We start from the raw sequence: 26,026 nt of genomic DNA on the forward strand, positions 1-26,026 counted from the left end.
CCCTAGCTACCTATGATTGGTAAGCAATCACTTCTTGACGCGATTCGCCTAAATAATCAGCGCCCAATTCAATTACATCGCCCGGTTTTAAGTAGATTGGCGGATTAAAGCCCAAACCTACACCAGCAGGCGTGCCTGTGGAGATCACATCACCCGGCAACAGTGTCATAAATTGAGAAACATAAGACACAATAAATGGCACGCTAAAAATCAAGTTTTTGGTATTTCCATCCTGATAAGTCTTACCATTTACTTTTAACCACAAGCGTACGTTGTTGATATCTGGAATTTCTTCTTTTGTAGTCAACACGGGGCCAATTGGCGCGAAAGTATCACAACCTTTTCCTTTGTCCCACGTGCCACCACGCTCTAATTGATACGCGCGTTCGGATACATCATTATGCAATACATAACCTGCCACGTAATCCAAAGCATCTGCTTCTGACACGTAGGATGCTTTTTCCTCGATCACAATACCAAATTCTACCTCCCAGTCCGTTTTTTCGGAACCTTTAGGAATCATCACTTTATCGAAAGGACCAATTAATGACGTAGTAGATTTCATAAAGATAATCGGCTCCGCCGGAATCGCTGCGCCAGTTTCCTCAGCGTGATCTTTATAATTCAGACCGATACAAACAATTTTAGATGGACGCGCGATGGGCGCGCCAATGCGTGCATCGGTAGGCACTTCAGGCAGCTTTCCTTCGTTATCTTTTATAAACTGTGCTAATTTGGAAAGCCCATTTCCGGCAAAAAACTGCTCATTATAATCGCCACCAAAGGCCGAAACATCGTAATTTTTCTCTCCAACTTTGACACCGATTTTTTCGTTACCGGCTTCTCCAAAACGTATTAACTGCATGTATATGTGTTTTTAATTGTTCAACTTAATAAATCCGCCATCAATCGGATAATCATTTCCGGTGATGAAAGCCGCGTCGTCGCTACATAGGAATAAAGCTAATTTAGCGATTTCATCTGGCGAAGCCATTCGACCGATCGGTTGCGATTTCGACAACTTTTCAAATATCTCTGCTTCCTGACCGGGGTAATTGGCATGAATAAAACCATCTACAAATGGCGTGTGCACGCGGGCTGGCGAAATACTATTGCAGCGGATATGATCATTTAGATAATCTCTCGCTACGGACAAGGTCATAGCGTGAATCGCACCCTTGCTCATCGAATATGCAAAGCGATCGCTGATACCGACCAAAGCTGCAATAGAAGCCAAATTCAATATCACACCGCCACCCTGTGCTTTCATCACTGGAACGACAGCATACAATAAATTGTACGCGCCTTTGACATTCACTTGGAACACGCGTTCAAAATCTGCTTCCGCACATTTCTCTACATTGCCAACATGTGCAATACCTGCATTATTCACCAAAATATCAATTTTACCCAATTGCTCTACTAAATCGAGCACTTGCTTCTGATCGGTCACATTGCAGGTATGATGTACCGCACGACCGCCTAGATCAGCAATTTCCTGTACTACCGCATTCGCTCCAGCTTCGTTCATATCAAAAATATGTACCTCAGCGCCTGCTGCCGCAAAACTCATACTGATGGCTTTTCCTATGCCGCTACCGCCACCGGTAACTATGGCTATCTTATCTATTAGCTTATTCATCTTTCATATATTTTATAGAGAAACCCCTCTTCTCCATGGAATAAAATCATCCTGTCCTAATCGCACCGCTTTGCAAGTCTCGCGTCCACTCGCCACCTCGATCACATAATCCAAAATGCGATGCGCCGATTCGGCGATGCTTTCTTCGCCATCGATGATCGTTCCGCAATTGAGGTCAATAATATCGGGCATACGTTCGTATGTCTTTGTGTTGGTCGCAATCTTAATTACTGGTGCAATCGGATTACCTGTTGGCGTTCCCAATCCAGTAGTAAATAACACTAAATTGGCGCCAGCAGCTACTTCCGCTGTGGTACTTTCCACGTCATTTCCTGGCGTACATAACAAGTTTAATCCCGGCGTATTGGCCAATTCTGGATAATCTACCACAGCCTGCACCGGCGATGTACCCCCTTTTTTCGCAGCTCCGGCCGATTTGATTGCATCGGTAATCAATCCGTCACGAATATTGCCCGGAGAAGGATTCATGTAAAAACCCGACCCGTCTGCCTCGGCTTTGGCATTGTACGTTCGCATCAGGTGAATAAACTTTTCGGCCATCGGCTCATCGATACAACGATCGCTCATCTCTTGCTCCACACCGCACAATTCTGGAAATTCTGCTAGAATAACTGATCCACCCAGCGTAACCAACATATCCGAAAGATAGCCTAAAGCCGGATTGGCAGATATGCCCGAAAAACCATCCGAACCACCGCATTCCAAACCAATACACAATTTCGACAGCGGAGCTGACTCACGTTTCAATTTGTTCGCGATAGCTAACCCGGCAAAGGTGGATTTAACGGCATTTTGCATCAGGCGCTGTTCTGTACCTTCTAACTGTTGCTCAAAAACATACAATGGCTTATCGAAAGTCGGATCGCGCTTGGCAATTTCAGCGCGCAAGATAGAGGCTTGCGCGTGTTGACAGCCCAAGCTCAATACCGTCGCACCGGCCACATTTGGGTGTGTAATATATCCGGCCAGCAAGCCACAAAGTGCATCGGAATCCATCCGAGTACCACCACAGCCCATTTCATGATTCAGAAACTTAACGCCATCGACATTTGGAAATAAGCGATTTGGAGCGCGATCAATCGTCGTAGGTGATAGATCGGCTTCTAGCAATTGCGTGACGTCTGCTCCCGATTGATATTGGCGGATTAACTCATCCACCTCATTCGAGTAATCAGCAGACTGTACACGATAACCAAGCTTCTCTACGAGGGCAGATTTCAGCGTAAGCACATTTCGATTCTCGCAAAAAACAAGCGGAATAACTAACCAATAATTTGCGGTACCGACCGCACCATTACTGCGATGAAATCCATCAAAAGTACGATCTGCGATAGCCGATACGTCTGGCTTTTGCCACTCTATTTTTCGCTTGCCTAATCGAAAATCCTCCGCCGCATGGCGCAGATTCTCGGTGTTAATCAACTCTCCAGTCGACAAAGCGACATTGACCTTACCTACTAAAACACCGTACATATACACGTGTCCGTCAGCAGCAATGTCTTCTATAGTAAACTTATGCTTCGCTTTTACAGGCTGCAGCAAGGTAAATTGTTGCCCTGCGAAATCTACCTTAAAACCTTCTGGCAGATCACTTAACGCCACCAGCACATTATCCTTTGGATGAATCTGCAAAAAAGGAAGACGTTCATTATCTCTTGTCATAATCTATCTTTTCTCTGGGAATGATTACCCACGTATTTCAAAAATTTTATCCATCAGCACCCATTTTTCACCGGCTTTTGCACCGGGAAGAGCGACCTGATATTTCCACATCAGCTTTTCCCATTCCTGCACACGCTCGTTGCTGGCATCCGCTGCCGCTTTTTGCTCAAAACTGAAATCATCCGGCACCTCCATCAACATCACCAAACGGTGTCCAAAACGGTAAATGGCCATCTGATTGACACCGGCACTTACAATGGATTCCTGTATTTCCGGCCATATGGCACGGTGGTAAGCCTCATATTCTTCAATGAAATCTGGTTGATCTACCAGATCCAACGCTAATATATATCTTGTCATTTTTACTATTTTGTTTTAAACTATTTTCGCTCTTGAAGTCTTTACAGCTGGACGATTATATAATGCAAATAATACGACGATCACGAAGCAAATCAATACAAAGAAATACGAATAAGGCATGTACCCTGTAACATCCGTGATATAGGCTGCGCCTAACGGGATAATCGCGCCGCCAACGATCGACATCACAATAAGACTGGATGCAGGTTTGGTATCATGCCCCACACCTTGAATGCCCATCGCAAAAATTGTCGGAAACATAATGGACATAAAAAAAGTGATCCCCAATAAGGCATATAAAGTAACCATGCCGCTTCCAAAAATCACCACTACAGTCAGAATACAGGCAATAATGCCGTAAGCAGCCAATAACTTAGCCGGTTGTATAAATTTCATAAAGAACGAACCAATGAAACGACCGATCATAAATAAGAAGCCAGCCACGCCCGCATAATACTTGCTTTCTAGTCCGCTCATGCCCAGCATTTCTTTGGCAAATACCAACAGAAAACTAAACACGTATACCTGCGCACCGATATAGAAAAATTGCGCAACCACACCCCATCTTACCTGTGAATGTTTCAATACACCAATAAAACCCGACGCTTTCTCAGACGTTTTTTCTTCCTTGATTTCCGGCAATTTGGTGAAGAAAAATAAAACGGCGACAGCCAAAATTATTCCACCCAGCACCAAGTAAGGACCTTTTACCAACGACGTTTCGGCTTGAATATAGGCCAGTCTTGCCGATTCAGTCAGTTGTGCTAATTCCTCTGTATTTAAAGGCTCCTCGGCCAAAATAAAATAACCACCTACAAGAGGCGCCAGTGAAGCTGCTAAACCATTGAAAGATTGTGCAAAGTTCAGGCGCTCGGTAGCGCGTGCCGGATCGCCCAACACCGTGATATAGGGATTGGCTGCCGTTTCCAGAATCGTAAGACCGCAGGATACGACAAACAAAGCCGATAAGAAAAAAGGATAACTGACCGCATTGGCCGCAGGCACAAACAGAAAACATCCTAAAGAGAAAAGGCATAATCCGACCAAAATTCCTGCTTTATAACCATAGCGTTGCATAATTAATCCTGCGGGAATAGCCAACAAGAAATAAGCAGCGAAAACAGAGGAATCAATCAACGATGCCTGAAAGTGTGAGAGACTGAAAGCACTTTGCAAATGCTTAATCAGAATCGGATCGAGGTTGTGTATAAAACCCCAAAAAAAGAAAAGCGAGGTGATCAACACCAGCGCAAAGGTATAGCGATTTTTATTTGTCATCACAGATGATGTATAATTGATTACACGAATTAACGGAGATACCTCTACAATTCAATGAATGCTATTACCCAAATAATAAGCAATATTACCTCATTACAAATTATGTTACCTATTTTTGGGAATATATCTAATATATTATCTGATGCAGAAACTGCACCGCTACGAGTCGGAAACTCAAAGTTTCCAGATCCGGAAGGATCATATTCCACAATACCACCAGATCTGGCACTACCACGAAGAGCTAGAACTCATCTACATCCGTCGGGGTGTGGGCACTTTTTTTATTGGAGATTGCATCCAGCGCTTTGAACATGGTGCGTGTGTACTGATTGGCAAAAACGTGCCGCATTATTGGCATTTTGACGAAGAATATAGTCAAGTTGCTCAGGCTGAAATCTATGTAATTCACTTTCGGGAAGATTTTGCTGGAAAGGATTTTGTGGCACTGCCAGAATTGGCTGAAGTTCGACGAACTTTGCAGCTAGCTCAGAAAGGTTTGTGGATCGAAATATTGCCTGTAGCGATAGCGCTATCGTTCCAAGATCTCGCCAAGGAAACCAGCGGTTTTCAACAGCTTTACCAGCTATTAAATATCCTACATCAATTTACGCAATTCGTTCCCAAGGTGAGTTTGATTAGTTCGGACTACGATATCCAGCAGCAACACGAAGAAGTGACGCGCATGAATACCATCATCAGCTACATCAATACGCATTATCGCGCAGAGCTGGAGTTGACTACCTTGGCTAATTTATCGGGGATGACGCGCAATTCCTTTTGTCGCTATTTCAAGCAACGCACTGGGAAAACATTGACGGCTTTTATTACGGCACTCCGTGTGGCGCACGCCTGCAAACTACTCCGAGATTCGGGCGCCTCCATCAAAGAAAGCTGTTTTGATGCCGGTTTCAATAATTTTGTCAGCTTTCACAAAGCATTCAAAAAGATAACCGGCACCACACCACTCGCCTATCGCAGCACCTTCGTTTAGCTATTCAGCGCTTCCGCCATACGGATCAAAGCAGTGCGCAATGTCTCTTTCGGACAAGCGATATTTATACGAATATGTCCTTCGGCATTGGCCACAAAATCTTCTTGTCCCTCGATGAGCACACCAGCTTTCTGCGCAAAGAAAACCGTCCAACGATCGGTGTCTTTGCGTTTGGGTAAATAAGCCGACAAATCCACCCAAGCCAAATAAGTTGCTTCAGGTATCTCGTAGCGCGCCTCTGGCAAATTCTCCGTCAGGAAATCTTTTAGAAAATGTACGTTGCCATCAAGATACCGATTCAGCTGCCGCAACCATTCACCCCCATGTTCGTAGGACGCTTGCGTTGCCGCAATGCTCAATGGAGAATGATGATCACTATACAATCGTTTCCACTCCGAAAGCATAGCTGTATTCTTGATAAAAATATGCGACAGCATATTCCCAGCCAGATTGAAACTTTTGCTAGGAGCGGAACAGGTGATTATACGATCCGAATCAGGAAATAATGCAGCCATCGGCGTATGGGACTTGCCTTCGCGCAACAGATCGCTGTGTACCTCATCCGATATGATCCAAACATTATTGTCCAGACAGAGCTGACCGAGTTCTTTTAATTCTTATATTGTCCAAACTCTTCCGGTAGGATTATGTGGATGGCATAATATAAATACACGAATGCGATAAGCAGGATTTTCTATCTTTTGGCGGAGATCAGCAAAATCCATTTCGTATCTACCCTTGTTTTCTTTCAATGGACTAAACACGACGCCACGACCACATTGATCGCCGGCTCTTTTAAATGGTGCATACGAAGGCGTCGTAATGAGGATTTGATCTTCTGACTCAGTCAATAAAGGAACTAAACGATTGAGTGCCGTCACGATGCCCGGTGCCGAAACCAATTCTTCTATGTCAATACTCCATCCATAATGCTCCAAAAACCAATCCTGCAGTACTTTGCCATAATGCGGATCGTAAATCTTTGAATAACCGATAATCTTTTGATCCAAACGAGCACGAACGGCATCCAATACGGGTGGCGGACTAGAAAAAGCCATATCGGCCACCCACAAACGGATCAATTCATGGTCGGCATAAGGGATATCAAGATTGGGATCATTTGGAAACAGAAACGATCGCCAACCATCGTAAGTCAGGCTGTTCGTCCCAGATCTGTCAATGATTTCATCAAAGTCGTATATCATAAACAAGTGTAGCACCAAGATGTGACTTGGTACTACACAAAGATGTCTAAAACATCACATACATCCTAACGATTTTGCTTAGGATAATGCGGCCTTTACGGTATCTTTCAATGGTGTTGTCGGCCGACCAATTAATTGGGATAAGGTCTTATCTTCGCTATATAAATCTCCCTTAGAAGCAGATACATCCCAGCCCGCGATCATAGCAGCAAAGTCTTCCGGCACGTTATGAGAAACCAACGCATTTTTGTACTCCGTTTCGGTCAAGTTTCGATACGGGATATCTTTACCTGTTACCTCAGAGATAGCTGCCGCAAGATCTGTTAAAGTAAATGCTTGGTCACCTGCTAGCTCGTATACTTTACCCAGATGATCTGATCCTCGCAATACGGCCGCCGCAGCTTCTGCCAAGTCTTCGCGCGACGCAGATGAGATCTTACCATCACCAGCACTACCAATAAATGCACCACCAGCTACTGCATTCGCTGCCGATGAGGTATAATTTTCGGTGTACCAAGCATTACGTAAAATCGTAAAGGGAACGCCTGAAGCTTTCAACGATTCTTCACTAGCTATGTACTCGCCAGCTAGGCTCAATGTAGAATGATCTACATTCACTAAACTAGTGAAAACGAGCTGCGAAACACCTACTTTTTTCGCGGCCTTAATCACTGATTCATGATGTTGTAGACGTTTCCCAATTTCATTGCTAGAAATCAGCAACAAACGATCAACTCCTGCTAAGGCAGCTTCCATATGCTCTGGCTGGTCGTAATCGAATGCGCGTACTTCTGCATCAAGATCATTGGCTTTTTTGGGATTACGTGCCAAAGCCACTACTTCTACATTTGCTTGTTTCAATTTTTCCAGCACCAAACGACCTAGTTGTCCGGTAGCTCCTGTGATTGCTATTTTCATATGTTTTTTATTTATATTGTAATATTTTTTGTTACATTATCAGGCAAAAAAAAGAGTTAAAACTGATCGACAAAATTTTGCAGCGTCTGCTCATTTAGGGATGCGAATACAATACGATCAGTCTCTAAATACAAGCTATCTAGCTGATTGTTAATCTCTTTTCCTACGGGGCATTTTGGATTAGTTTTCAAATTCTTTTTTCCTAAAATATCCGTATTTCGGATGGCTAAATATACATCACCCAATCGAATTTCACTGCCATTCACCTGCAACCGCGACCCACCTTCTTTGCCTTTGCGGCTCACCACCCAGCCTTTATCTTGCAACACACCCAACTCTTTACGAACGACAACCGCATTCAGATTGATGCTTCCTGCGATCCAATCGGAACTCATCCATTCCGTCGTATTTTTAGACAGCAGGCAAAGAATATGTAGCGCAGTAGCAAATCGTGTATTATTCATTATGAAGCAAAGATAGAGCAAGAATTTTAATGTAACAACTTTTATTACATTAAAATTAAGACACTACACATTTTTAAACACAACAAATTGATTATTAAATCAATAATTTTTCGAATGCTTTGCGAGCGCTTCCGCGAAAGACCACTTCTCCGCAGTATTGATAGTTCATCTTTTCGAAAATGCGAAGCATCGCCGTATTATCGTAGTTGGTATCGGCACGCACACTATTAATAGTATGTTTTTTGGCAAAAGTTTCGATATGCGTCATGAGTTGCTGAGCCATACCCATACCAATATAGTTTTGAGACACCGCTACCCGATGAAATACCACAAAGGAACCATCGGTAAGCCAACCACCATCAATATCTTGATAGGCAGGCTCGTCATCTATCAATATCGCACAATACGCGACCAAATGATCTCCATCCACTAATACATAGCCTGCTCCACGACTTATATCTTTCTCTACTACCTGCAGGTTGGGATAACCATCTTGCCACTGCGCACTGCCGTCGGCTTTTCGCCGCTCTACCGCTTCTTGCAAAATACCCCAAATAGCATTGGCTTCCTGCGTCTGTGCTTGTCTAAAGGTGTAATTATTCATGATTACTTCTGATTATTTATCGCGCTACACTTGCCAAGTTAGGATAAAATCCTTAAAATCGAATCGCAAACAAAGCAGACAAAAATAAAACATAATCGCATGGCAAACCAAAAAGAACTTCTCTGGACTCTCCTAGCGTTTCACGAGCTTTCCACGATCGAATTATACGAAATTCTTCGGTGCCGCTCGGAGGTATTCGTGGTAGAGCAAAACTGCGTGTATCAGGACTTGGACGATAAAGATCCGCATTGCCTGCATCTCATTGGCCGAGAAAAAGAAGGCGGCCCACTTACCGCATATACCCGAATTGTCCCACCAGGAATATCTTTTACGGAACCTTCTATCGGAAGGGTACTCACCACCGCACCGTATCGCGGTTATTCTTACGGAAAGCATTTAATGCAGAAGAGCATTGAGATAGTACAGCAACATTATCCAAATTTGGCTATTAGAATTGGAGCACAAACCTACTTAGACAAATTCTATCAATCCTTGGGCTTTCGACCTCACGGCGAAAAGTACGATGAGGATGGTATAGAACACATAAACATGATCCGAAATTAATAAATAAAGTAATTTTTTTTCTACAAGAGCGTTTATATAGTGTGTAATAGAAAATTTATTTCCTCTTAAATTTCAAAAACTTTGACGTTTTACTTGATTTATTATGGCAATAAATTGCCTTTAATCTTTTATTATTACTAAATTTGCGTAATTATAAAGATGATTTATATTTAAATGGATAAGTTAACTTATTTGAGTAACGCAGACACCAGCTATATCGAAGGACTCTATCAATCTTACAAAGAGGAACCTAGCTCGGTTGATTTTGGATGGCAGAAATTTTTTGAAGGATTTGAATTCGGACAAACAGCCGAAGGATCTGAGGGCGAGAACTTTGATCAGGTATCTGATCATGCAATCAAAGAGATCAACGTATTGAACATGATTCACGGATACCGTGATCGTGGGCATTTATTTACAGATACTAACCCAGTGCGTGAGCGCCGTAAGTACTACCCAGGAAAAGAACTGGAAACTTTCGGACTATCTGACGAAGACATGGATACGGTATTCAATGCCGGTGTCGAGATTGGATTAGGCCCAGTGAAGTTGCGCGAGATTCGTCAACTCATCGAAGATACCTATTGCCGCTCTATCGGTGTAGAATTTAGATATATCCGTAACCCGGAAAAAATAAAATGGTTGCAGGACAAAATGGAAGCAGAGCGTAATACGCCTAACTATTCCAGCGATCAAAAGAAAAGAATCCTCCAAAAGATAAATAAAGCCGTTATTTTCGAAAGCTTCCTAGGCACAAAATTCCTTGGTCAGAAACGTTTCTCTTTGGAAGGTGCAGAAAGCTTAATTCCGGCATTGGACTCGGTGATCGAGAAAGGTGCGGACATCGGCATTCAGGAGTTCATGATTGGTATGGCGCATCGCGGACGCTTGAACGTGTTGGCCAACATTATGGGCAAATCTTATAAATCTATCTTCTCCGAGTTTGAGGGTAAGATGTATAAAGATGAAGATCCAGAGATGGCTTTTGGCGGTGATGTAAAATACCACTTAGGCTTCTCATCCGACATTAAAACCGATAGCGGAAAAGATGTACACTTGAGCTTAGCGCCTAATCCTTCGCATTTGGAGACCGTGGGTCCGATCGTAGAAGGTATTGTTCGCTCGAAGATCGACATGAAATATGATGGCGATTCTTCCAAGATTGCACCGATCCTAATTCATGGTGATGCGGCTGTTGCCGGTCAAGGCGTGGTATATGAGGTAACGCAAATGTCCAAATTAGATGGATATAAAACTGGCGGAACTATTCATATTGTTATCAATAACCAAGTTGGTTTTACCACCAATTATAAAGATGCCCGTTCGGGAACGTATTGTACTGACGTCGCAAAAATATCTTCTTCTCCTGTATTCCATGTGAATGGAGATGATGCAGAAGCTGTTGTATATGCGATCAACTTGGCGGTAGCATACCGTCAGAAATACAAGACCGATGTATACATTGATTTGTTATGCTACCGTCGCTATGGCCACAACGAAGCGGATGAACCAAAATTCACCCAGCCATTGTTGTACAAAGCCATCGAAAAGCATGCAAACCCGAAAGACATTTACGCTAAAAAATTAGTAGATGAGGGTAGCATCGATGATAATTATGCCAAAGAGCTTGAGAAAGAGTTTAAGGCGTATCTTCAATCGCAATTAAACGATTCGAAGAAAATCGAAAATATTGAAGATGAGGCACCAATGTTTGGTGGAGCTTGGAAAGGTCTTCGTCCGGCGCGCAAAGTAGACTTGGACGAGGCCGTTGAAACTCGTATTTCTAGCGATTCTTTCAAAGCGTTGGCGAAGCAAATCACCGACTTACCAAAAGAGAAGAAATTCTTCCGTAAGATCTCAAAATTGTTCGAAGATCGCAGCAAGATGATCGAGAAGGATTCTTACGATTGGGCAATGGGTGAGCTCATGGCATATGCCAGCTTACTGGCAGATGGTAAGCGCGTACGTATATCCGGACAGGATGTACAACGTGGTACTTTCTCACACCGCCATGCTGTACTTACGTTAGAAGATTCGGAAGAGAAATATGTGCCATTAGCACAAGTAGATGGCGGAGATCGCTTCAATATTTACAACTCTCTACTTTCAGAGTACGCAGTACTTGGTTTTGATTATGGATATGCTTTAGCTAATCCAAATGCACTGACCGTATGGGAAGCACAGTTTGGTGACTTCTACAATGGTGCTCAAATCATCATTGACCAATATTTGGCGAGTGCGGAAAGTAAATGGAGACGCTCTAACGGTATGGTCTTGATGCTTCCACATGGTATGGAAGGACAAGGTCCAGAGCACTCTTCGGCTCGTATCGAGCGATTCTTGGAGTTATGTGCCCACGGAAATATGATTTTGGCGAATTGTACTTCACCGGCCAACTACTTCCACTTGTTGCGTCGTCAACTGGTACGCGATTTCCGAAAACCATTGGTCGTATTCACACCAAAAAGTTTACTACGCCACCCGAAAGTCACTTCACCATTAGCAGACTTTACCGACAAGGATTTCCAGCCAGTATTGGATGATACATATGCAAAAGCTACCACAGTGAAGCGCGTATTGTTCTGTTCAGGTAAGGTGTATTTCGATCTTTTGGAAAAACAACAAGCCGACAAACGTACCGATGTTGCTATTGTACGCATCGAGCAATTGTATCCAGCGCCAGTAGTACAGCTAGAAGAGATTCGCGCACGCTACAAAAAAGCAACAGAATTTATCTGGGTGCAGGAAGAGAATGAAAACATGGGTGCATGGCCTTATTACTGCCGCAAGTTCCGCAAATCCGACATTGAATTTACCGATGTGATTTCAAGAACGGAAAATGCGAGTCCGGCCACTGGCTACATGAAAAAGCACACAGTGCAACAAGAAGAAATTGTTAATAAATCATTTGCATAAACAACAAACGCAGATCGGCAGTGCATGCGTGCGCTTCACCGGTTAAAAAAATAACATTATGAGCTTAGAGATAAAAGTTCCTACCGTAGGCGAATCCATCACCGAAGTTGTGTTAGCCCAGTGGCTAAAACAGGATGGCGATTACGTAGAGATGGATGAAAACATTGCTGAGTTGGAGTCCGACAAAGCGACCTTCGAATTGCCTGCTGAGCAAGCTGGTATTTTGAAGATTATCGCTCAGGAAGGCGACACCTTGGAGATTGGTGCTGTAGTATGTACCATCGAAGATGGCGACGCTCCTGCTGACGGAGGTGATAGCGACAAGAAAGAAGAGAAAAAAGAAGAATCTAAAAGCGAAGATACTAAAGAAGCAAAAGAATCTGCTTCTGAAGACGAAAGCGAAGATTCATATGCCGCAGGTACCGCATCTCCTGCTGCTGCAAAGATTTTGCGCGAAAAAGGAATTGATGTAAGTGCGGTAAAAGGAACAGGTAAAGACGGCCGTATCACCAAAGAGGATGCGGAAAAAGCGCAAGCGAAGTCTAAATCTGAATCTAAACCAGCTACATCATCGCCTGCTAAAACAACAACTCCTGCAGCTAGCGCACCAGGCGAACGCAACGAAAGACGCGAACGCATGAGCTCATTGCGTAAAACAGTGGCGCGTAGATTGGTCTCTGTGAAAAATGATACGGCTATGCTAACTACTTTTAATGAGGTAAACATGCAACCAATCATGGATCTACGTGGTAAATACAAAGATGCATTCAAAGAGAAACATGGTGTAGGCCTTGGTTTCATGTCTTTCTTCACTAAAGCAGTTACCACTGCCATGAAAGAATGGCCTGCCGTAAATGCGCGTTTGGAAGAAAACGAGATTGTATATTCTGATTTCGTAGATGTATCTATCGCGGTATCTGGACCAAAAGGTTTGGTTGTACCAATCATTCGCAATGCGGAATCAATGAGCTTATATCAAATCGAAAAATCAGTTATCGATCTAGCGACAAAAGCACGCGACAACAAATTATCAATCGAGGAGATGACAGGCGGTACATTTACGATCACCAACGGTGGTGTATTTGGATCGATGATGTCTACGCCGATCATCAACGCACCACAATCTGCGATCTTAGGCATGCACAACATTGTGCAACGTCCGATCGCTGAAAATGGTCAAGTGGTAATTCGCCCGATGATGTATATTGCTTTGTCTTACGATCACCGTATCATCGATGGTCGCGAGTCGGTAAGCTTCCTAGTACGTGTAAAACAACTATTGGAAGACCCAGCTCGTTTATTATTAGAAGTATAATACGGCGCTGGCAACTGCCAAAGCAAACATAATAAATCCCCAAAACCGATAAGGTTTTGGGGATTTTACATTTAGGGATTATCGTATTTTACGAAGCCAAGACTGAAAAACTTTTTTGGATAATATCCAATGCTTCCAAAAGTTCTGATTCGGAAATGACCAAGGGCGGCGCAAAGCGAATCTTATCGCCATGCGTTGGTTTGGCAAGCAATCCATTTTCTAATAAAGCATAACATAAGGATTCCGCTGCTTTTTCGTTGGGGTGATTCACGACAATGGCGTTCAACAAACCTTTGCCACGAACTTCGACAATATTCGGATGATTCCAAGATCTGATTGTTTCCCGAAACAGGTTTCCTAATCGATCTGCATTCTCGCTTAGATTTTCATCAATCAACACTTGCAACGCAGCCATAGCCGTAGCGGCAGCCAGCGGACTTCCTCCAAAGGTAGACCCGTGCTCACCAGGTTGTATCGTTAGCATGATTTCATCATCGGCCAACACCGCTGAAATCGGCATGGTGCCGCCACTCAGCGCTTTTCCTAAGATGAGAATATCAGGGCGAACCTCTTCATGATCGCAGGCCAACATTCGGCCGGTACGAGCTAAGCCAGTTTGTATTTCATCTGCTATAAAGAGTACATGCGCGTCCTTGCAAATTTGTGCAGCGGCTTTTAGATAACCCTCATCGGGTACGACAACTCCCGCTTCGCCCTGAATAGGTTCGACCAGATAAGCCACCACATTGGGATCTTGCACCGCTTGCTTAAGCGCTTCCAAATCATTGTAAGGAATCGTGATATAACCTTCCATGTAGGGACCAAAGCCTGCCTTTGCCGCTGGATCGGTGCTGAAAGAAACTACATTTAACGTTCGTCCGTGAAAATTTTCTGCGGCGGTAATTACCTTAGCCTGATCTTCGGGCACCTGTTTTACCTGATAACCCCAACGCCGCGCCAGCTTAATAGCTGTCTCCACCGCTTCCACCCCACCATTCATGGGCAACACTTTGTCAAACCCAAATAGGGAAGTAATGTATTCGGTATATTCCACAAATTTCTCCGAGTGAAAGGCCCGGGACGTCAACGTCAAAGTACGCGCCTGATCGACAAATACATCCACAATCTTGGGGTGACAATGTCCTTGATTCACCGCAGAATAGCCAGACAAGAAATCGAAAAAGCGCTTTCCATTCACGTCCCACACATAGATACGCTCTCCCCTGTTTAAAACAACGGGTAGTGGATGATAATTATGCGCACCAAACTGTTCTTCTTTCTGAATATATGATTCTGTCAATGCGTCTATAGAAATTGAATGATTTCCCATGATCGTGATTCCGTGTTAGTGTATTAACGAATATACCAAATAACTTCCACAGCACCGAAAAACAGGTTTATAGAACCATCCTCAGACAGGATATACGAGACAGATTAGACCCCAAGAGTTAAGGAATACAATTAGCTAATCTCTTGATTCAGCTAATATTTTTCGAAAGTTTTCTACACTGATTCGGACATCCTCTACGTTGTTATCCCAATTATATTCGTACTCCGCAGCGATCATACCTTTAAATTTCTGACGCTTCAGCTCATCAATTACCTCAGGAACATTGTTGACACCCGCTCCCCAATGAACATCGTGTGCTGTTTTGCTGGCTTTCTCGTTCAGATCTTTAAAATGAAGATGAAACACTTTCCCTTCGAGCTTTCTAAGACTTTCGACAGGGTCTAATCCTGATCTTACCCAATGTCCTATATCGGCAGCTACTCCTATTTTATTGCTTTGACCTTCTATGGCAGCTAATACCGTTTCCGGATTCCAATAGTACGATGGTGAAGCATGATTATGAATGGCGGCACGGATATCAAACTCTTCACACAACTTAGAAATCTCATCAAGCATAGCGACATCGGGTTCACAGGTAATGGTTTCGATACCCATTCCTTTGGCGAATTCGAAAATTTTTCTCCATTCGGGTGCATCTTTCGCTTTGATCACGCCATACACCAACCAACGTACCTTATTCTCTTTCAATAACTGTTTTAGATATACACGGCTGCTCTCAGACATATGGTAGTCCATTTTCTCTTTTATCCCTCCTCCTATCTCTTGTTGAGGATACGCTTCTACAAATTGTAGATCGCAGCTCGCAATCTTAGTTACCGCTTCCGTAAAAGTGAATTTTTTGAAGGTGTACGCTTGCGCTCCAAGCTGCCAGCCGAGTTTCGGTTCTGGATGACGATTTTGTTTTTTCTGCCCTCGGCTGGAGTATCCACAACTACTCAATATTATGAGGAGCGCTACGCACCACAACAGAGGGAGTCGTATCAAAACCTCCATTTTACCGTTTAAAAATTTCATATTATTATTCATATCTTTTGCTTATCGATTTTATAGATTTCCTTTTTTTAATTCGCTTACCGCATGGTCAACCGCTCTCGCAGTCAGTGCCATATAGGTAAGGGTTGGGTTTTGTGTCGCGGTGGAGGTCATACACGCTCCATCGGTGACATATACATTCTTGCAAAGGTGCAACTGATTCCATTTATTTAACAAAGATGTTTTGTGGTCGTGCCCCATACGCACGCCACCCATTTCATGAATATCATTGCCTGGTCTGCGACCATCATCCTGCGTGCGAATATCCTGAAATCCGGCTTTTTCAAACATATCTGTCATGTGCTTATAATAATCGCTTCGCCGTTGCCAATCATCTGCCGCATAATCCACCGAGATATGGAGCAGCGGTATGCCCCATTTATCCTTTTGTTGGTCATCTAACCAAACTCGATTTTCTTTTTTAGGGATGGTTTCTGCCATCATATGCGAATGTACTCTCCAATTGCTCCACTCTCCGTCAATGAGATTACTTTTCAATTCTTCTCCGACCGCATCATGGTTACGCATGATCTGCCGACCTGCGCCGAACGTTGCCGCCCAACCTCTCAAGAAATCAGTTTCTTGCCGTTGTACATTTCGAAAATTGGGAATGTAACCTCCTCCGGCAGGATTCCGACCATCTGTTCGATATTCTTGCAGCCCGTCATAACTAGCCGTAATACGTGCCGTGTAGTTATGAAAAGCGATATACTGACCTAATAAGCCATTGTCATTACCTAATCCATTAGGGAATCGTGCAGAAATAGAATTCAGTAAAATCTGATTGGTATTTAATGTGGAAGCGTTGACAAAAATAATGTTGGCAAAAAAATCAATTTCCGCTCCACTATCGGTATCGATCACCTTTACGCCTACCGCCTTTCCTTGATCTTGATCATATAGAATGGAATGAACAGTCGAAAATGGCCTCAAGGTCAGGTTTCCGGTTTTCATTGCCCATGGCAGAGTCGAAGAGTTACTACTGAAGTAGCCACCAAACGGACAACCTCGTTGGCATAAAATCCGATGCTGACATTTCACCCGACCCTGTTCTATATGGATAGGTTTCGGTTCGGATAAATGTGCACATCTTGCACTGATCACATGTCGTGTACTGCCGTAATGTTGTTGAACTGTCTTTTTGAAATAATCTTCTACCGCATTTAAGGGGTAGGCTGGCAGAAAATCTCCATCGGGCAATGTATCTAACCCATCTTTATTTCCAGCTATGCCGACAAATCGCTCTACATGATCATACCAAGGCGCAATATCGGCATATCTGATCGGCCAATCTACAGCAAATCCATCTCTCGCCGGGCCTTCAAAATCATACTCGCTCCATCGTTGCGTTTGTCTAGCCCAAAGCAAGGATTTGCCGCCGACTTGGTAACCTCGTATCCAGTCGAATTCCTTATCTTGGATATAGGGATGTGCTGCATCGCTGGCAAAAAAATGCTTCGTCTCTTCTTTATAGGCGTAACAGCGATTGGCCACCGGATTTTCCTGTTTGTCCGCATAGGTAATCTCTCCTTTATGTTCCAATTCATAAGGATACAAATTGGTGGTTGGATAGTCCTTCACGTGCACGACATCTCGACCGCGCTCCAATACCAACGTTTTCAATCCCTTCTCTGTAAATTCCTTGGCGGCCCAGCCTCCGCTTGCTCCAGAACCTATGACAATGGCATCAAACGTACGTTCTTTTATAGTTTCTCCTCCGATGTTTGCCATATCTATTTAATTGTGTGATCTCATAAATTCCTATTTATTTATTTTCCATCGGGAAATATCCGTTGTATCGTCCAGGAGCTATTTCATATTTCACCAGATTAGTCATTACGTACTGCGAGTTCATATAGCCTTGGATGGTTCGTCTTTTGGTGGTTTTGAAAAAGGACAGTAATGAATCATCTCCCGATTCCTCCACACGCGTCAGTAGCTCGGTTTGTTCATTACTTTTGGCATCAATAAAAAGCTTAGAAAGCTCCTCCTCTGACCAAGCAGCAAATTTCTTTACGCCTTCTACAAATTGTTGTTGACTCTCTGGGTCATGACAATCATCGACCATTTTCAAGACAAAGAGATGTAATCTCAACTCTTTGCCCCCCGGCGTACCGTCGGATGGCATCAATGCTTCTACCAGTGATTCCAATAGCATTTCATCCGATTCATCTATAGCGATATTGACCAATGCAATACTTGCCCGGCCAGAATCTCGAAAACATGCGGGCAAAATCAGGGCACCACCCGCGATGTACAGCATCGTTCGCAAGGCGGATCTACGATTTATTGTTTCACTCATTCTCTCGTGTTTATTTGTTGTGATCATCTTTGATCAGGAATTTCCGACAGGTTTTGTACTTAGGGCTCATTACATCAGTACTTTCCATTTCATCCTAATTGTTCTCCGCTTATTTGCTTCCTAAAGCAAGTATTTGGTGTTGCGCAAGCAATTGCTTCTCCAATTCGCTATAATTGACATCCTGCACTGCTATGTTCTGATCAATAGCCAGTACCGCAGCGGTGGCAGCACTTTCTCCCAATATCATAAAAACTGGTTCCATTCGAATGCTTCCAAAAGCGATGTGTGAACTAGAGAGACAGACTGGTACCATTAAGTTGGTACATTCTTCTTTCATAGGCACGAGCGAACCGTACGATATCTGATAGGCTTGCTTCGGAGTCACTCCGATATCACCTTCATTTTGCACGTAACCATCAGGCTTGACATAGCGTTGTGCATTATGCGAGTCCAATGCGTACGAACCCATTCCGACAGGGTCACTAATCTTGCGTTCGCTGAATGTATCATGCTCTGTCATTACATATTCACCGATCATGCGACGAGCTTCTCGAATATACAATTGGTGCGGCCAATGTCCGTTATCTGTAAATTCGTCTTTTGCCAATCCCCATTGCGACATTTGCTGACGCACATCTTCAGGGACTCTGCTATCGTTACTCAAAAAATACATTAAGCCTTTCTGATAATCTTCATGTGCTTGGATGATTTCTTTACGGCGTTCGTAACTTGCCTCTGGGTAATCGTAATTCATTCCGATAAAATCGGTACTAAAAGGACCATGGTTATTCGTATCCGTCTTGCGGTTGGGAATCGGATCAAATTTCTGAAAAGTCTCTCTCCAACCAGAATCAAATACTCTGGCTAACAATTCGTAATGATCTGCCTGATAACCATCTGGCTTCGGAAATGGCACGCGATTTTCTGGATGATTGCTCAAACACATCCGAAAACAATACGCCTGCAAGCGGTGATCGCCTTCGCCATGCACACCCGGGAAGTCAGCAGAAACGCCGTACAAAAGTCCGCTGTTACTATCTCCCGAAGTTTTGTAGGGACTGATGTCACTTTTAAACCAATGACCATGATGTAAAACCCCAACTTGGATACCATTCCATTTTTCGCCGTATACGCTATTGGCTTCTCTCCCTACATGATAGCTCACATTTGCGGCGGCCATTAGATCGCCTTCGTACGTGGCATCAATAAATATTTTACCGGTATAGGTTTGGCCACTTAAAGTTGTAAAAGAAGCGATTTTACCATTACTTTTGACGATTCCCTTTTCACGATCAAGCCATTCGTCTCGTCTTACATCGATAGCATACTCTTTCACATAATCTTCAAAAACCTGCTCGGCAGCATGTGGTTCAAAAATCCACATCGTTCTCGCATTGCCATCCATAGCTGGCGTACCTTGGCCTTTATTTCCATATTCGGATGCACGCTGCCATTTCCAAGAAGCGCTATCCTGATAATGCATATATACGCGATGATAGAAATCACGCGCTAGCCCTCCGATCACCGATTTATCGCCTGTGTCGGTGAAACCCAAACCTCCTGATGAGAGTCCGCCCAAATGTGTATCTGGCGAAACGACGATCACCGATTTTCCTGCTTTTTTCGCTTGTACTGCGGCCGTAATGGCTGCCGAAGTGCCGCCGTAAATAATGATATCCGCTTCATGCTTCTTCGATTTGCTCGATTCACAAGCGCTAAACATGCCCAGCATGATAAAACACAATAATAAGTTCTTCATTTTTGATAGATTAACGTTTTTCATATTCACTAATTCGCGTATGTACAGCCACTTACCCAACATAGTTGGATAAGTGACTGATGCATACTGTTTTTTTTATTTCTTGATCAAACCAATCTTCACTTACTGTTTGCCATAATAGATTTAATAACCTGTGGTGCAATTATTTGTCCGCTCGCCATCATATTGGGATGAATCCCATCTGGCACATACTTTCGAAATTCTTCCTCTCCTTTTTCCAATATCTTCAGCCAGTTCGGATAGTGATCGATAAGCATGATTCCTTTCTCTACTGCCACGGATCGATACATCGCATAATAGTCGTCGAGATGAGGTCGCAATGTGGCCGATTTGCCGATAGGCATATTCATGACTTGCAAAATAATCTCACACGATGCATCATATAGCCTAATACGATCGATCATATACTGCAGATTCAAGCGCGCTACAGCAACAGGGGTATGATAATCTATAAATGCATCATTGATCCCAAATTCGATGAAGACGGCATCAGGCTTCTTTGCTATCACGCTATCTTCGAGATTTTTCACTCCCCAAGAAGACCACATCCCTCCTTTTCCTGCTAAGGAATAACGGATCAAACTATCACCATATAGTTTTCCTAAGTGAGCGGCTACAGGTTGCATCCATGCGTGTCCATTCCCGCCGCTGGACAAACTTGTTCCATACACGATAATGTGTTGGCTAATGCCATTTTCTAATTTGCTAACCATTTGGGATTGAGCAAAAGAGATTGTACTCATTAGAAAAGTGGTGAGTAACAGTACTAATTTTGATTTCATCTCGATAGTCGATTCAATGATTTAATATCCCGGATTTTGGTCTGATTGACTGAGTGCAGGATTACTATTAATTTCGTTTTCTGGTATAGGAAAAAGCATTCTTTCATCCATATAAGTCTTGCCGACAGCTTGAAAGGCAGATTTGACTTTTCCGGTACGCTTGAGATCCCACCAGCGCTTCGCTTCGAGAATAAACTCATACCCTCGCTCTAGAAGTACAACATCTTGAAATGCGCGTGCATCTGCAGCAGCCGTATAGTCTACCGGAGAAACGGCGTTCAACGGGTATCCGTAGGCACGACGCTTAATGATATTCAACCTTTCTAAGGCAAGCGGCGTGACGGCATTATTTGCAAGTGCGGCGGCTTCGGCATAGATCAAGAATGCTTCCGCATAGCGCAGGATCGGCAGACTATATACATTCAGTCCCGCAGTGTTCGAGATGAATTTTTTGAATAAAATTGGAGAAGTGGAAGGCAAATTAACCTCGTTGCCATTTCTATCAAGGTGTTTGGTGTAGAGGTTGAATGATTTTCTCATATCATTATTGTCCCAGCTTGAACCAATAAATGAATTGGTATTTGGAATCCATGCCCAAAATCCGCGGCTCGAATAATTGTATGGAGGCGTATCGCCGCGATGCAAATAAAGCGGAATTTCAGAAAATCGATTCTCAGAATGATGTACTGAAAACACATCTTCGGAACAGGTTTGCGTGGCGAAAATTTTGTAAAAATCATCGGGTTTATCGACCTCTACCAAACTATAAACCCCGGACGTAATCACTTCTTCGGCTTTTGTAGCTGCCTTCTCCCACTGGCCCAAGGTAAGGTAAACATTAGCAAGCAGAAGTTTGGCCGCACCAACAGAAGCCTTACCTGTTTCCGTTCCTACTGAGGTCGGTAAATCATTTTGTGCTGCTTCCAGATCTTCCATTATTAAAGCGTACACTTGTTCTTCTGGTTCGCGAGGAGCCGACAATGCACTGAGATCTCTAGCTTCATGTAATCGAATAGGCACTGGCCCCCACGCTTTGACTAAGTTATAGTAAGCCATCGCGCGAATAAAGCGTGCCTCTGCAATAATTCTTTTCTTTACATTATCCGACATGTTTACAATGCCGGGCACATTATCTAGTACGGCGTTTGCCCGATTAATCGACTGGTACAGCACGGACCAACCGGTGGCAGCTCGACCGATACCCACATTATCCAATACTTGAGCAAAATTCGAAATCGGTGCTTGTGAACCCCTACCGTCGATATAATCCCCATGCAATTCCAGCAATAGGTAATAATTAATGTTATAGTAATCTATTCCAAACGAGGAATATGCTCCAGCAATAGCGCCCAGTGCGTCTGTCTCGTTTTGATAAAAATTTACCCTGCTAATAAAATCTTCCGGCATCTCATCCAAAAGATTGCTGCAAGAAGAGCACCAAGTGGCTGCCAGTATGATAAATGAGATTATGATATGTTTCATGATCCTGATCTTTTAAAATGAAAAATTAATTCCAGCCAAAAACATCTTGGCTGTTGGGTAGGCGGTCTGGTCAATTCCCATACGAAGTCGATCGCCTACACCTTGCGAATCCGTACCTGTGGTATTCACATCGGGATCAATACCGGGGTAATTGGTAATCGTAAACAAATTGACTCCCGATATGTACACCTGTGCGCGTTTCAATTTAGAATTCGTAAGTTTAGCTATAGGTATATTGTATGCCAGACGTACAGATTTCAATCGTAGGTAGCTTCCGTCTTCTATAAAGCGGTCGGATACATCCAATGGTGATGTAGAGCTTACTCTAGGGTATTTGGCATTAGGGTTTGGATTTTCTGCTGTCCAATAATTGCCTATCAAATCACGAAATTGATTGGAACCGCGCTGAAAAGAATTGAGGTTATTCCCGGCCGTTGCCCAAAAGATATCATTGCCATACACGCCCTCTATAAAGACATTTAACTCGAAACCTTTGTATGCGAAATCACTGTTGATTCCGTAAATAAAATCTGGATAAGGATTACCGATGATCACGCGATCCAATGCATTAATCTCACCATCTTGATTTTGATCCACGTATTTAATCCTACCCTGATCGTCCAAACCATCTTCTACCAGACCGAAAAACATACCGAATGGATACCCTTCTCGAGCGATGTTCATACTGGATCTGAAAAGATCGAGCGAACTACTAAAAATATCATTTCCTCCTGCTAGGGTAATGATCTCACTTCTATTGGTAGAAAGACGAACGCCGGCATTCCACTTGAACTCTTTGGTCAAGATATCCGATGATACATTGACCTCAAATCCTTGATTTCTGATTTCTCCAATATTTTGTAACATGGAACCGAAACCAATCGACGGCGGAAGCGGTACCGATGCTAATACGTCTGTGGTTCTTTTGGTAAAATAATCTGCCGTAACCGTCACTCGATTATTCCACAATGTTATGTCAAAACCGACGTCAGCTTGCGTTGTGGTCTCCCATCGCAATGCAGGATTTGCAATACCAGATGGTACATATCCAATCACCTCCGTGCTATTTCCATAAATGGATCGTACAGGAGAGATACGATCTAGGGATTGATAAGGCGAGAGTGCCGTATTTCCCGTCATACCAATGGAAGCTCTCACTTTTAATTCATTGATCGCTTCCACCTCTTGAAGAAATGGTTCATTGCTGGCTCGCCAAGCTACCGCTCCCGATGGAAATGTGGCCCATTTGTTATCTTCTCCAAATCTCGATGAGCCGTCGGCACGAATACTTGCGGTAAATAAATACTTTTCTGCCAGTGAATAATTGGCTCTGGCCAACCACGAAGACATCGCCCATCGCGAAATTCCGGACGAAGGTGGGTTTATGGTCTCGGCCGCTCCCAAATTAAAATTTGCGGTATTGTTATTGGCAAAACCACTTACACCGATATTGGACACGCGATTGAGATCGTTCTGATAAGTGAATCCTCCCATCAGATCCAATCGCTGTTGCGTGCCAAAAGACTTCGTGTAATTCAAGATGTTTTCATTTAAAAATGAAGTCCGATATGACGTACCTTGGGATGCCGCGCCTCTATCATTAGGGTAGATTAGGGGAACAAACAATTCGCTCGCACCATGATGCGTTTCAAGACCCAATAAAGTTTTGAAGGTCAACCCTTCTGCCAAGTTCACCGTAAAGCTAGTATTACCAATGACCACATTGGTAAGACTGCGATTTTTATACGGTTCGCGGAATACCATGGGGTTGGAAACTTCTGCGAATGAGTAGATCTGACGAAATTGTGTATACAAGCCATTTTCGTCGGACACCGGTAACGTTGGAGGCGCAGAAATCGCCCCCGAATACATGGAATTGCCCGCATTCCCATTATCTACCGGAACTTGGAAGCGTTCTCTTCTAGACAAGTTCACATTAAAATCCATACTCAGCCAATCAAAAAGACGGTGATCCATATTCATCCGAACCGATCCACGTTTGGCGCCGGTATTGATGATAATACCATCTTGATCGTAATAATTCCCAGATAGAGAGTACCGTGTTTTTTCTGAACTCCCCGAAATCGTCACGGTATGGTTATGCATCGGTGCTTTTCGCAAGATCTGACGCTGCCAGTCTGTACCTGGGCCTTGGATTTCATCCAAATTGAATATCGGCGGCTGATTCGCATTTTTCAACCATTCGTTTGCAACGATCGCATATTCGCGCGCATCCAATACTTCCATTCGTTTGATATCTTCTTGGATACCAAACTGACTTTGTACATCGATTCGAGTAGGCTGACCCGCTTTTCCTTTTTTCGATGTGATAATCACGACTCCGTTTGCGCCTCTCGCGCCATAGATGGCCGTCGCAGATGCATCTTTTAGGATATCCATTGATTCGATATCGGATGGATTGAGGTAACTGATATCGCCGGTGACTGGAAAACCATCTACCACATAGAGCGGTTGATTGTCGCCAATCATAGAGTTGGCACCGCGAATCCGCACTTCCATACGCGCACCCGGCGATCCTGAGTTCTGTACCACACGCACTCCTGTAGCTCCTGCTTTTAAGGCTTGTTCAATATTATATACAGGAACTGCTTCGAGCTGTGCGGTTTTGACTTGTGCTACCGCACCCGTCAAATCGGCTTTGCGCACTGTGCCATATCCAACCACGACGACCTCTTCAAAATCGTTGACCGAAGGTTGTAAAGTGGCTGCAATAACCGATCGAATGCCCACAGTTTCTTCGACAGATCCAAAGCCGATCAACGAAAAGATTAACACAGTACTTTCATTCGGCACGCGTATCTGATAGCTTCCGTCAGAGGCGGTAGTAGTGGCCGATTCCGTATTTTTTACCCGAATAGTTACACCTTCTAAAGGATTGCCTAGATTATCTTTTACGGAACCCGTAATTACTCGCTGCTGTTGAGCATTGGTTGCTTGTACAAGCTTAGGCTGAGTGGATCGCGTAGCTGCTGGTCTGATCGTGATAATATCATCGTCTAGAGACCATTGTAGATTGTGCCCGTCTAATATAACGCGCATGGCATCCGCGAATTCTGCATTCTTAACTTGTACATTGACGCGTGTATCCGCAATATGAGCGCCGCGAAACAAGAATGAATAACCTCGCTGCTGCTGAATATCTTTCATCACATACCGAAGACTTTTATTCTTGGCGTGCAGTGTGATCTTTTGTGCCACACCCTCGGCTGTGGCCTGAAGAACAAAAATAAAGGTTAGAAAAAATGCTAGTTTCATAATAAATAGCCACCGGTCAATAAAAGACCAAAAAGGTGCTTTTACAAATAATTTAAAACTCATAGATTTGTATCGTTTGGG

Annotated in this window: 20 protein-coding genes and 1 pseudogene; 4 read left to right on the plus strand and 17 right to left on the minus strand. The window is 43.6% G+C overall.

Going from position 1 to position 26,026, the window contains the following annotated elements:
• Positions 1-10: 10 nt before the first annotated feature.
• Genes AC3IRT_RS13230 through fucP form a run of 5 tightly spaced genes read right to left on the minus strand, consistent with a single transcriptional unit; the run spans position 11 to position 4,963 of the window.
• The gene (locus AC3IRT_RS13230) at positions 11-865 is read right to left on the minus strand and encodes a fumarylacetoacetate hydrolase family protein (RefSeq protein ID WP_489393686.1); all 855 of its coding nucleotides are present in this window, start codon (positions 863-865) and stop codon (positions 11-13) included.
• Positions 866-877: 12 nt separating this feature from the next.
• Positions 878-1,642, minus strand: a complete 765-nt coding sequence (locus AC3IRT_RS13235) for an SDR family NAD(P)-dependent oxidoreductase (RefSeq protein ID WP_489393687.1) — start codon at positions 1,640-1,642, stop codon at positions 878-880.
• A 12-nt stretch (positions 1,643-1,654) separates the two neighbouring features.
• Positions 1,655-3,325 (minus strand): UxaA family hydrolase, encoded by a 1,671-nt coding sequence (locus AC3IRT_RS13240; protein WP_489393688.1) that lies wholly within the window; start codon positions 3,323-3,325, stop codon positions 1,655-1,657.
• Positions 3,326-3,349: 24 nt separating this feature from the next.
• On the minus strand, positions 3,350-3,685 hold the full coding sequence (locus tag AC3IRT_RS13245; RefSeq protein ID WP_489393689.1) for an L-rhamnose mutarotase: 336 nt from the start codon (positions 3,683-3,685) through the stop codon (positions 3,350-3,352).
• A gap of 15 nt (positions 3,686-3,700) precedes the next feature.
• Positions 3,701-4,963, minus strand: coding sequence for an L-fucose:H+ symporter permease (gene fucP, locus AC3IRT_RS13250; protein WP_489393690.1), 1,263 nt, complete (start codon positions 4,961-4,963; stop codon positions 3,701-3,703).
• Positions 4,964-5,105: 142 nt separating this feature from the next.
• Between fucP and AC3IRT_RS13255 the strand changes: the two genes are divergently transcribed.
• Complete coding sequence (locus AC3IRT_RS13255; protein WP_489393691.1) at positions 5,106-5,954, plus strand: AraC family transcriptional regulator; 849 nt, start codon at positions 5,106-5,108, stop codon at positions 5,952-5,954.
• Here AC3IRT_RS13255 and AC3IRT_RS13260 read toward each other — a convergent pair.
• From AC3IRT_RS13260 to AC3IRT_RS13275, 4 genes and pseudogenes are all read right to left on the minus strand, one after another.
• Positions 5,951-7,159: pseudogene (locus tag AC3IRT_RS13260) on the minus strand (MalY/PatB family protein). The gene AC3IRT_RS13255 and the pseudogene AC3IRT_RS13260 overlap by 4 nt on opposite strands.
• Before the next feature lie 78 nt (positions 7,160-7,237).
• Positions 7,238-8,077 carry an SDR family oxidoreductase gene (locus tag AC3IRT_RS13265; protein WP_489393692.1) on the minus strand — a complete coding sequence of 280 codons (840 nt, stop codon included), beginning with the start codon at positions 8,075-8,077 and terminating at the stop codon, positions 7,238-7,240.
• Positions 8,078-8,133: 56 nt separating this feature from the next.
• Complete coding sequence (locus AC3IRT_RS13270; protein ID WP_489393693.1) at positions 8,134-8,541, minus strand: Rrf2 family transcriptional regulator; 408 nt, start codon at positions 8,539-8,541, stop codon at positions 8,134-8,136.
• Positions 8,542-8,635: 94 nt separating this feature from the next.
• Entirely contained in the window at positions 8,636-9,145 is a 510-nt protein-coding gene (locus AC3IRT_RS13275; RefSeq protein ID WP_489393694.1) for a GNAT family N-acetyltransferase, read from the minus strand.
• A gap of 99 nt (positions 9,146-9,244) precedes the next feature.
• On the opposite strand from AC3IRT_RS13275, the gene AC3IRT_RS13280 reads away from it, so the two are divergent.
• From AC3IRT_RS13280 to odhB, 3 genes are all read left to right on the plus strand, one after another.
• Entirely contained in the window at positions 9,245-9,709 is a 465-nt protein-coding gene (locus AC3IRT_RS13280) for a GNAT family N-acetyltransferase (protein ID WP_489393695.1), read from the plus strand.
• 174 nt (positions 9,710-9,883) lie between these two features.
• Complete coding sequence (locus tag AC3IRT_RS13285) at positions 9,884-12,625, plus strand: 2-oxoglutarate dehydrogenase E1 component (RefSeq protein WP_489393696.1); 2,742 nt, start codon at positions 9,884-9,886, stop codon at positions 12,623-12,625.
• 58 nt (positions 12,626-12,683) lie between these two features.
• The gene (gene odhB / locus AC3IRT_RS13290; protein ID WP_489393697.1) at positions 12,684-13,940 is read left to right on the plus strand and encodes a 2-oxoglutarate dehydrogenase complex dihydrolipoyllysine-residue succinyltransferase; all 1,257 of its coding nucleotides are present in this window, start codon (positions 12,684-12,686) and stop codon (positions 13,938-13,940) included.
• A gap of 88 nt (positions 13,941-14,028) precedes the next feature.
• On the opposite strand, the gene rocD is transcribed toward odhB, so the two are convergent.
• The 8 genes from rocD to AC3IRT_RS13330 form a co-directional block, all read right to left on the minus strand.
• The gene (rocD, locus tag AC3IRT_RS13295; protein ID WP_489393698.1) at positions 14,029-15,270 is read right to left on the minus strand and encodes an ornithine--oxo-acid transaminase; all 1,242 of its coding nucleotides are present in this window, start codon (positions 15,268-15,270) and stop codon (positions 14,029-14,031) included.
• Positions 15,271-15,405: 135 nt separating this feature from the next.
• Complete coding sequence (locus AC3IRT_RS13300) at positions 15,406-16,305, minus strand: sugar phosphate isomerase/epimerase family protein (protein ID WP_489393699.1); 900 nt, start codon at positions 16,303-16,305, stop codon at positions 15,406-15,408.
• 30 nt (positions 16,306-16,335) lie between these two features.
• Entirely contained in the window at positions 16,336-18,054 is a 1,719-nt protein-coding gene (locus AC3IRT_RS13305) for a GMC oxidoreductase (RefSeq protein ID WP_489393700.1), read from the minus strand.
• A gap of 34 nt (positions 18,055-18,088) precedes the next feature.
• A complete protein-coding gene (locus tag AC3IRT_RS13310) occupies positions 18,089-18,625 on the minus strand; it encodes a gluconate 2-dehydrogenase subunit 3 family protein (protein WP_489393701.1) in 537 nt (178 codons plus the stop codon).
• Between the two features lie 109 nt (positions 18,626-18,734).
• A complete protein-coding gene (locus AC3IRT_RS13315; RefSeq protein ID WP_489393702.1) occupies positions 18,735-20,384 on the minus strand; it encodes an FAD-dependent oxidoreductase in 1,650 nt (549 codons plus the stop codon).
• Between the two features lie 119 nt (positions 20,385-20,503).
• The gene (locus AC3IRT_RS13320) at positions 20,504-21,148 is read right to left on the minus strand and encodes an SGNH/GDSL hydrolase family protein (protein WP_489393703.1); all 645 of its coding nucleotides are present in this window, start codon (positions 21,146-21,148) and stop codon (positions 20,504-20,506) included.
• A gap of 60 nt (positions 21,149-21,208) precedes the next feature.
• Complete coding sequence (locus AC3IRT_RS13325; protein ID WP_489393704.1) at positions 21,209-22,669, minus strand: RagB/SusD family nutrient uptake outer membrane protein; 1,461 nt, start codon at positions 22,667-22,669, stop codon at positions 21,209-21,211.
• Positions 22,670-22,681: 12 nt separating this feature from the next.
• Positions 22,682-26,008 carry a TonB-dependent receptor gene (locus tag AC3IRT_RS13330; protein ID WP_489393705.1) on the minus strand — a complete coding sequence of 1,109 codons (3,327 nt, stop codon included), beginning with the start codon at positions 26,006-26,008 and terminating at the stop codon, positions 22,682-22,684.
• Positions 26,009-26,026 lie beyond the last annotated feature (18 nt).

This window comes from Sphingobacterium sp. KH_072 (assembly GCF_057837975.1).

What these genes read in the sequence shown, in the direction of transcription:
- AC3IRT_RS13230 (WP_489393686.1), bottom strand. Translation starts at nt 865, where the DNA reads ATGCAGTTAATACGTTTTGGAGAAGCCGGTAACGAAAAAATCGGTGTC.
- AC3IRT_RS13235 (WP_489393687.1), bottom strand. Translation starts at nt 1,642, where the DNA reads ATGAATAAGCTAATAGATAAGATAGCCATAGTTACCGGTGGCGGTAGC.
- AC3IRT_RS13240 (WP_489393688.1), bottom strand. Translation starts at nt 3,325, where the DNA reads ATGACAAGAGATAATGAACGTCTTCCTTTTTTGCAGATTCATCCAAAG.
- AC3IRT_RS13245 (WP_489393689.1), bottom strand. Translation starts at nt 3,685, where the DNA reads ATGACAAGATATATATTAGCGTTGGATCTGGTAGATCAACCAGATTTC.
- fucP (WP_489393690.1), bottom strand. Translation starts at nt 4,963, where the DNA reads ATGACAAATAAAAATCGCTATACCTTTGCGCTGGTGTTGATCACCTCG.
- AC3IRT_RS13255 (WP_489393691.1), top strand. Translation starts at nt 5,106, where the DNA reads ATGCAGAAACTGCACCGCTACGAGTCGGAAACTCAAAGTTTCCAGATC.
- AC3IRT_RS13265 (WP_489393692.1), bottom strand. Translation starts at nt 8,077, where the DNA reads ATGAAAATAGCAATCACAGGAGCTACCGGACAACTAGGTCGTTTGGTG.
- AC3IRT_RS13270 (WP_489393693.1), bottom strand. Translation starts at nt 8,541, where the DNA reads ATGAATAATACACGATTTGCTACTGCGCTACATATTCTTTGCCTGCTG.
- AC3IRT_RS13275 (WP_489393694.1), bottom strand. Translation starts at nt 9,145, where the DNA reads ATGAATAATTACACCTTTAGACAAGCACAGACGCAGGAAGCCAATGCT.
- AC3IRT_RS13280 (WP_489393695.1), top strand. Translation starts at nt 9,245, where the DNA reads ATGGCAAACCAAAAAGAACTTCTCTGGACTCTCCTAGCGTTTCACGAG.
- AC3IRT_RS13285 (WP_489393696.1), top strand. Translation starts at nt 9,884, where the DNA reads ATGGATAAGTTAACTTATTTGAGTAACGCAGACACCAGCTATATCGAA.
- odhB (WP_489393697.1), top strand. Translation starts at nt 12,684, where the DNA reads ATGAGCTTAGAGATAAAAGTTCCTACCGTAGGCGAATCCATCACCGAA.
- rocD (WP_489393698.1), bottom strand. Translation starts at nt 15,270, where the DNA reads ATGGGAAATCATTCAATTTCTATAGACGCATTGACAGAATCATATATT.
- AC3IRT_RS13300 (WP_489393699.1), bottom strand. Translation starts at nt 16,305, where the DNA reads ATGAAATTTTTAAACGGTAAAATGGAGGTTTTGATACGACTCCCTCTG.
- AC3IRT_RS13305 (WP_489393700.1), bottom strand. Translation starts at nt 18,054, where the DNA reads ATGGCAAACATCGGAGGAGAAACTATAAAAGAACGTACGTTTGATGCC.
- AC3IRT_RS13310 (WP_489393701.1), bottom strand. Translation starts at nt 18,625, where the DNA reads ATGAGTGAAACAATAAATCGTAGATCCGCCTTGCGAACGATGCTGTAC.
- AC3IRT_RS13315 (WP_489393702.1), bottom strand. Translation starts at nt 20,384, where the DNA reads ATGAAGAACTTATTATTGTGTTTTATCATGCTGGGCATGTTTAGCGCT.
- AC3IRT_RS13320 (WP_489393703.1), bottom strand. Translation starts at nt 21,148, where the DNA reads ATGAGTACAATCTCTTTTGCTCAATCCCAAATGGTTAGCAAATTAGAA.
- AC3IRT_RS13325 (WP_489393704.1), bottom strand. Translation starts at nt 22,669, where the DNA reads ATGAAACATATCATAATCTCATTTATCATACTGGCAGCCACTTGGTGC.
- AC3IRT_RS13330 (WP_489393705.1), bottom strand. Translation starts at nt 26,008, where the DNA reads ATGAGTTTTAAATTATTTGTAAAAGCACCTTTTTGGTCTTTTATTGAC.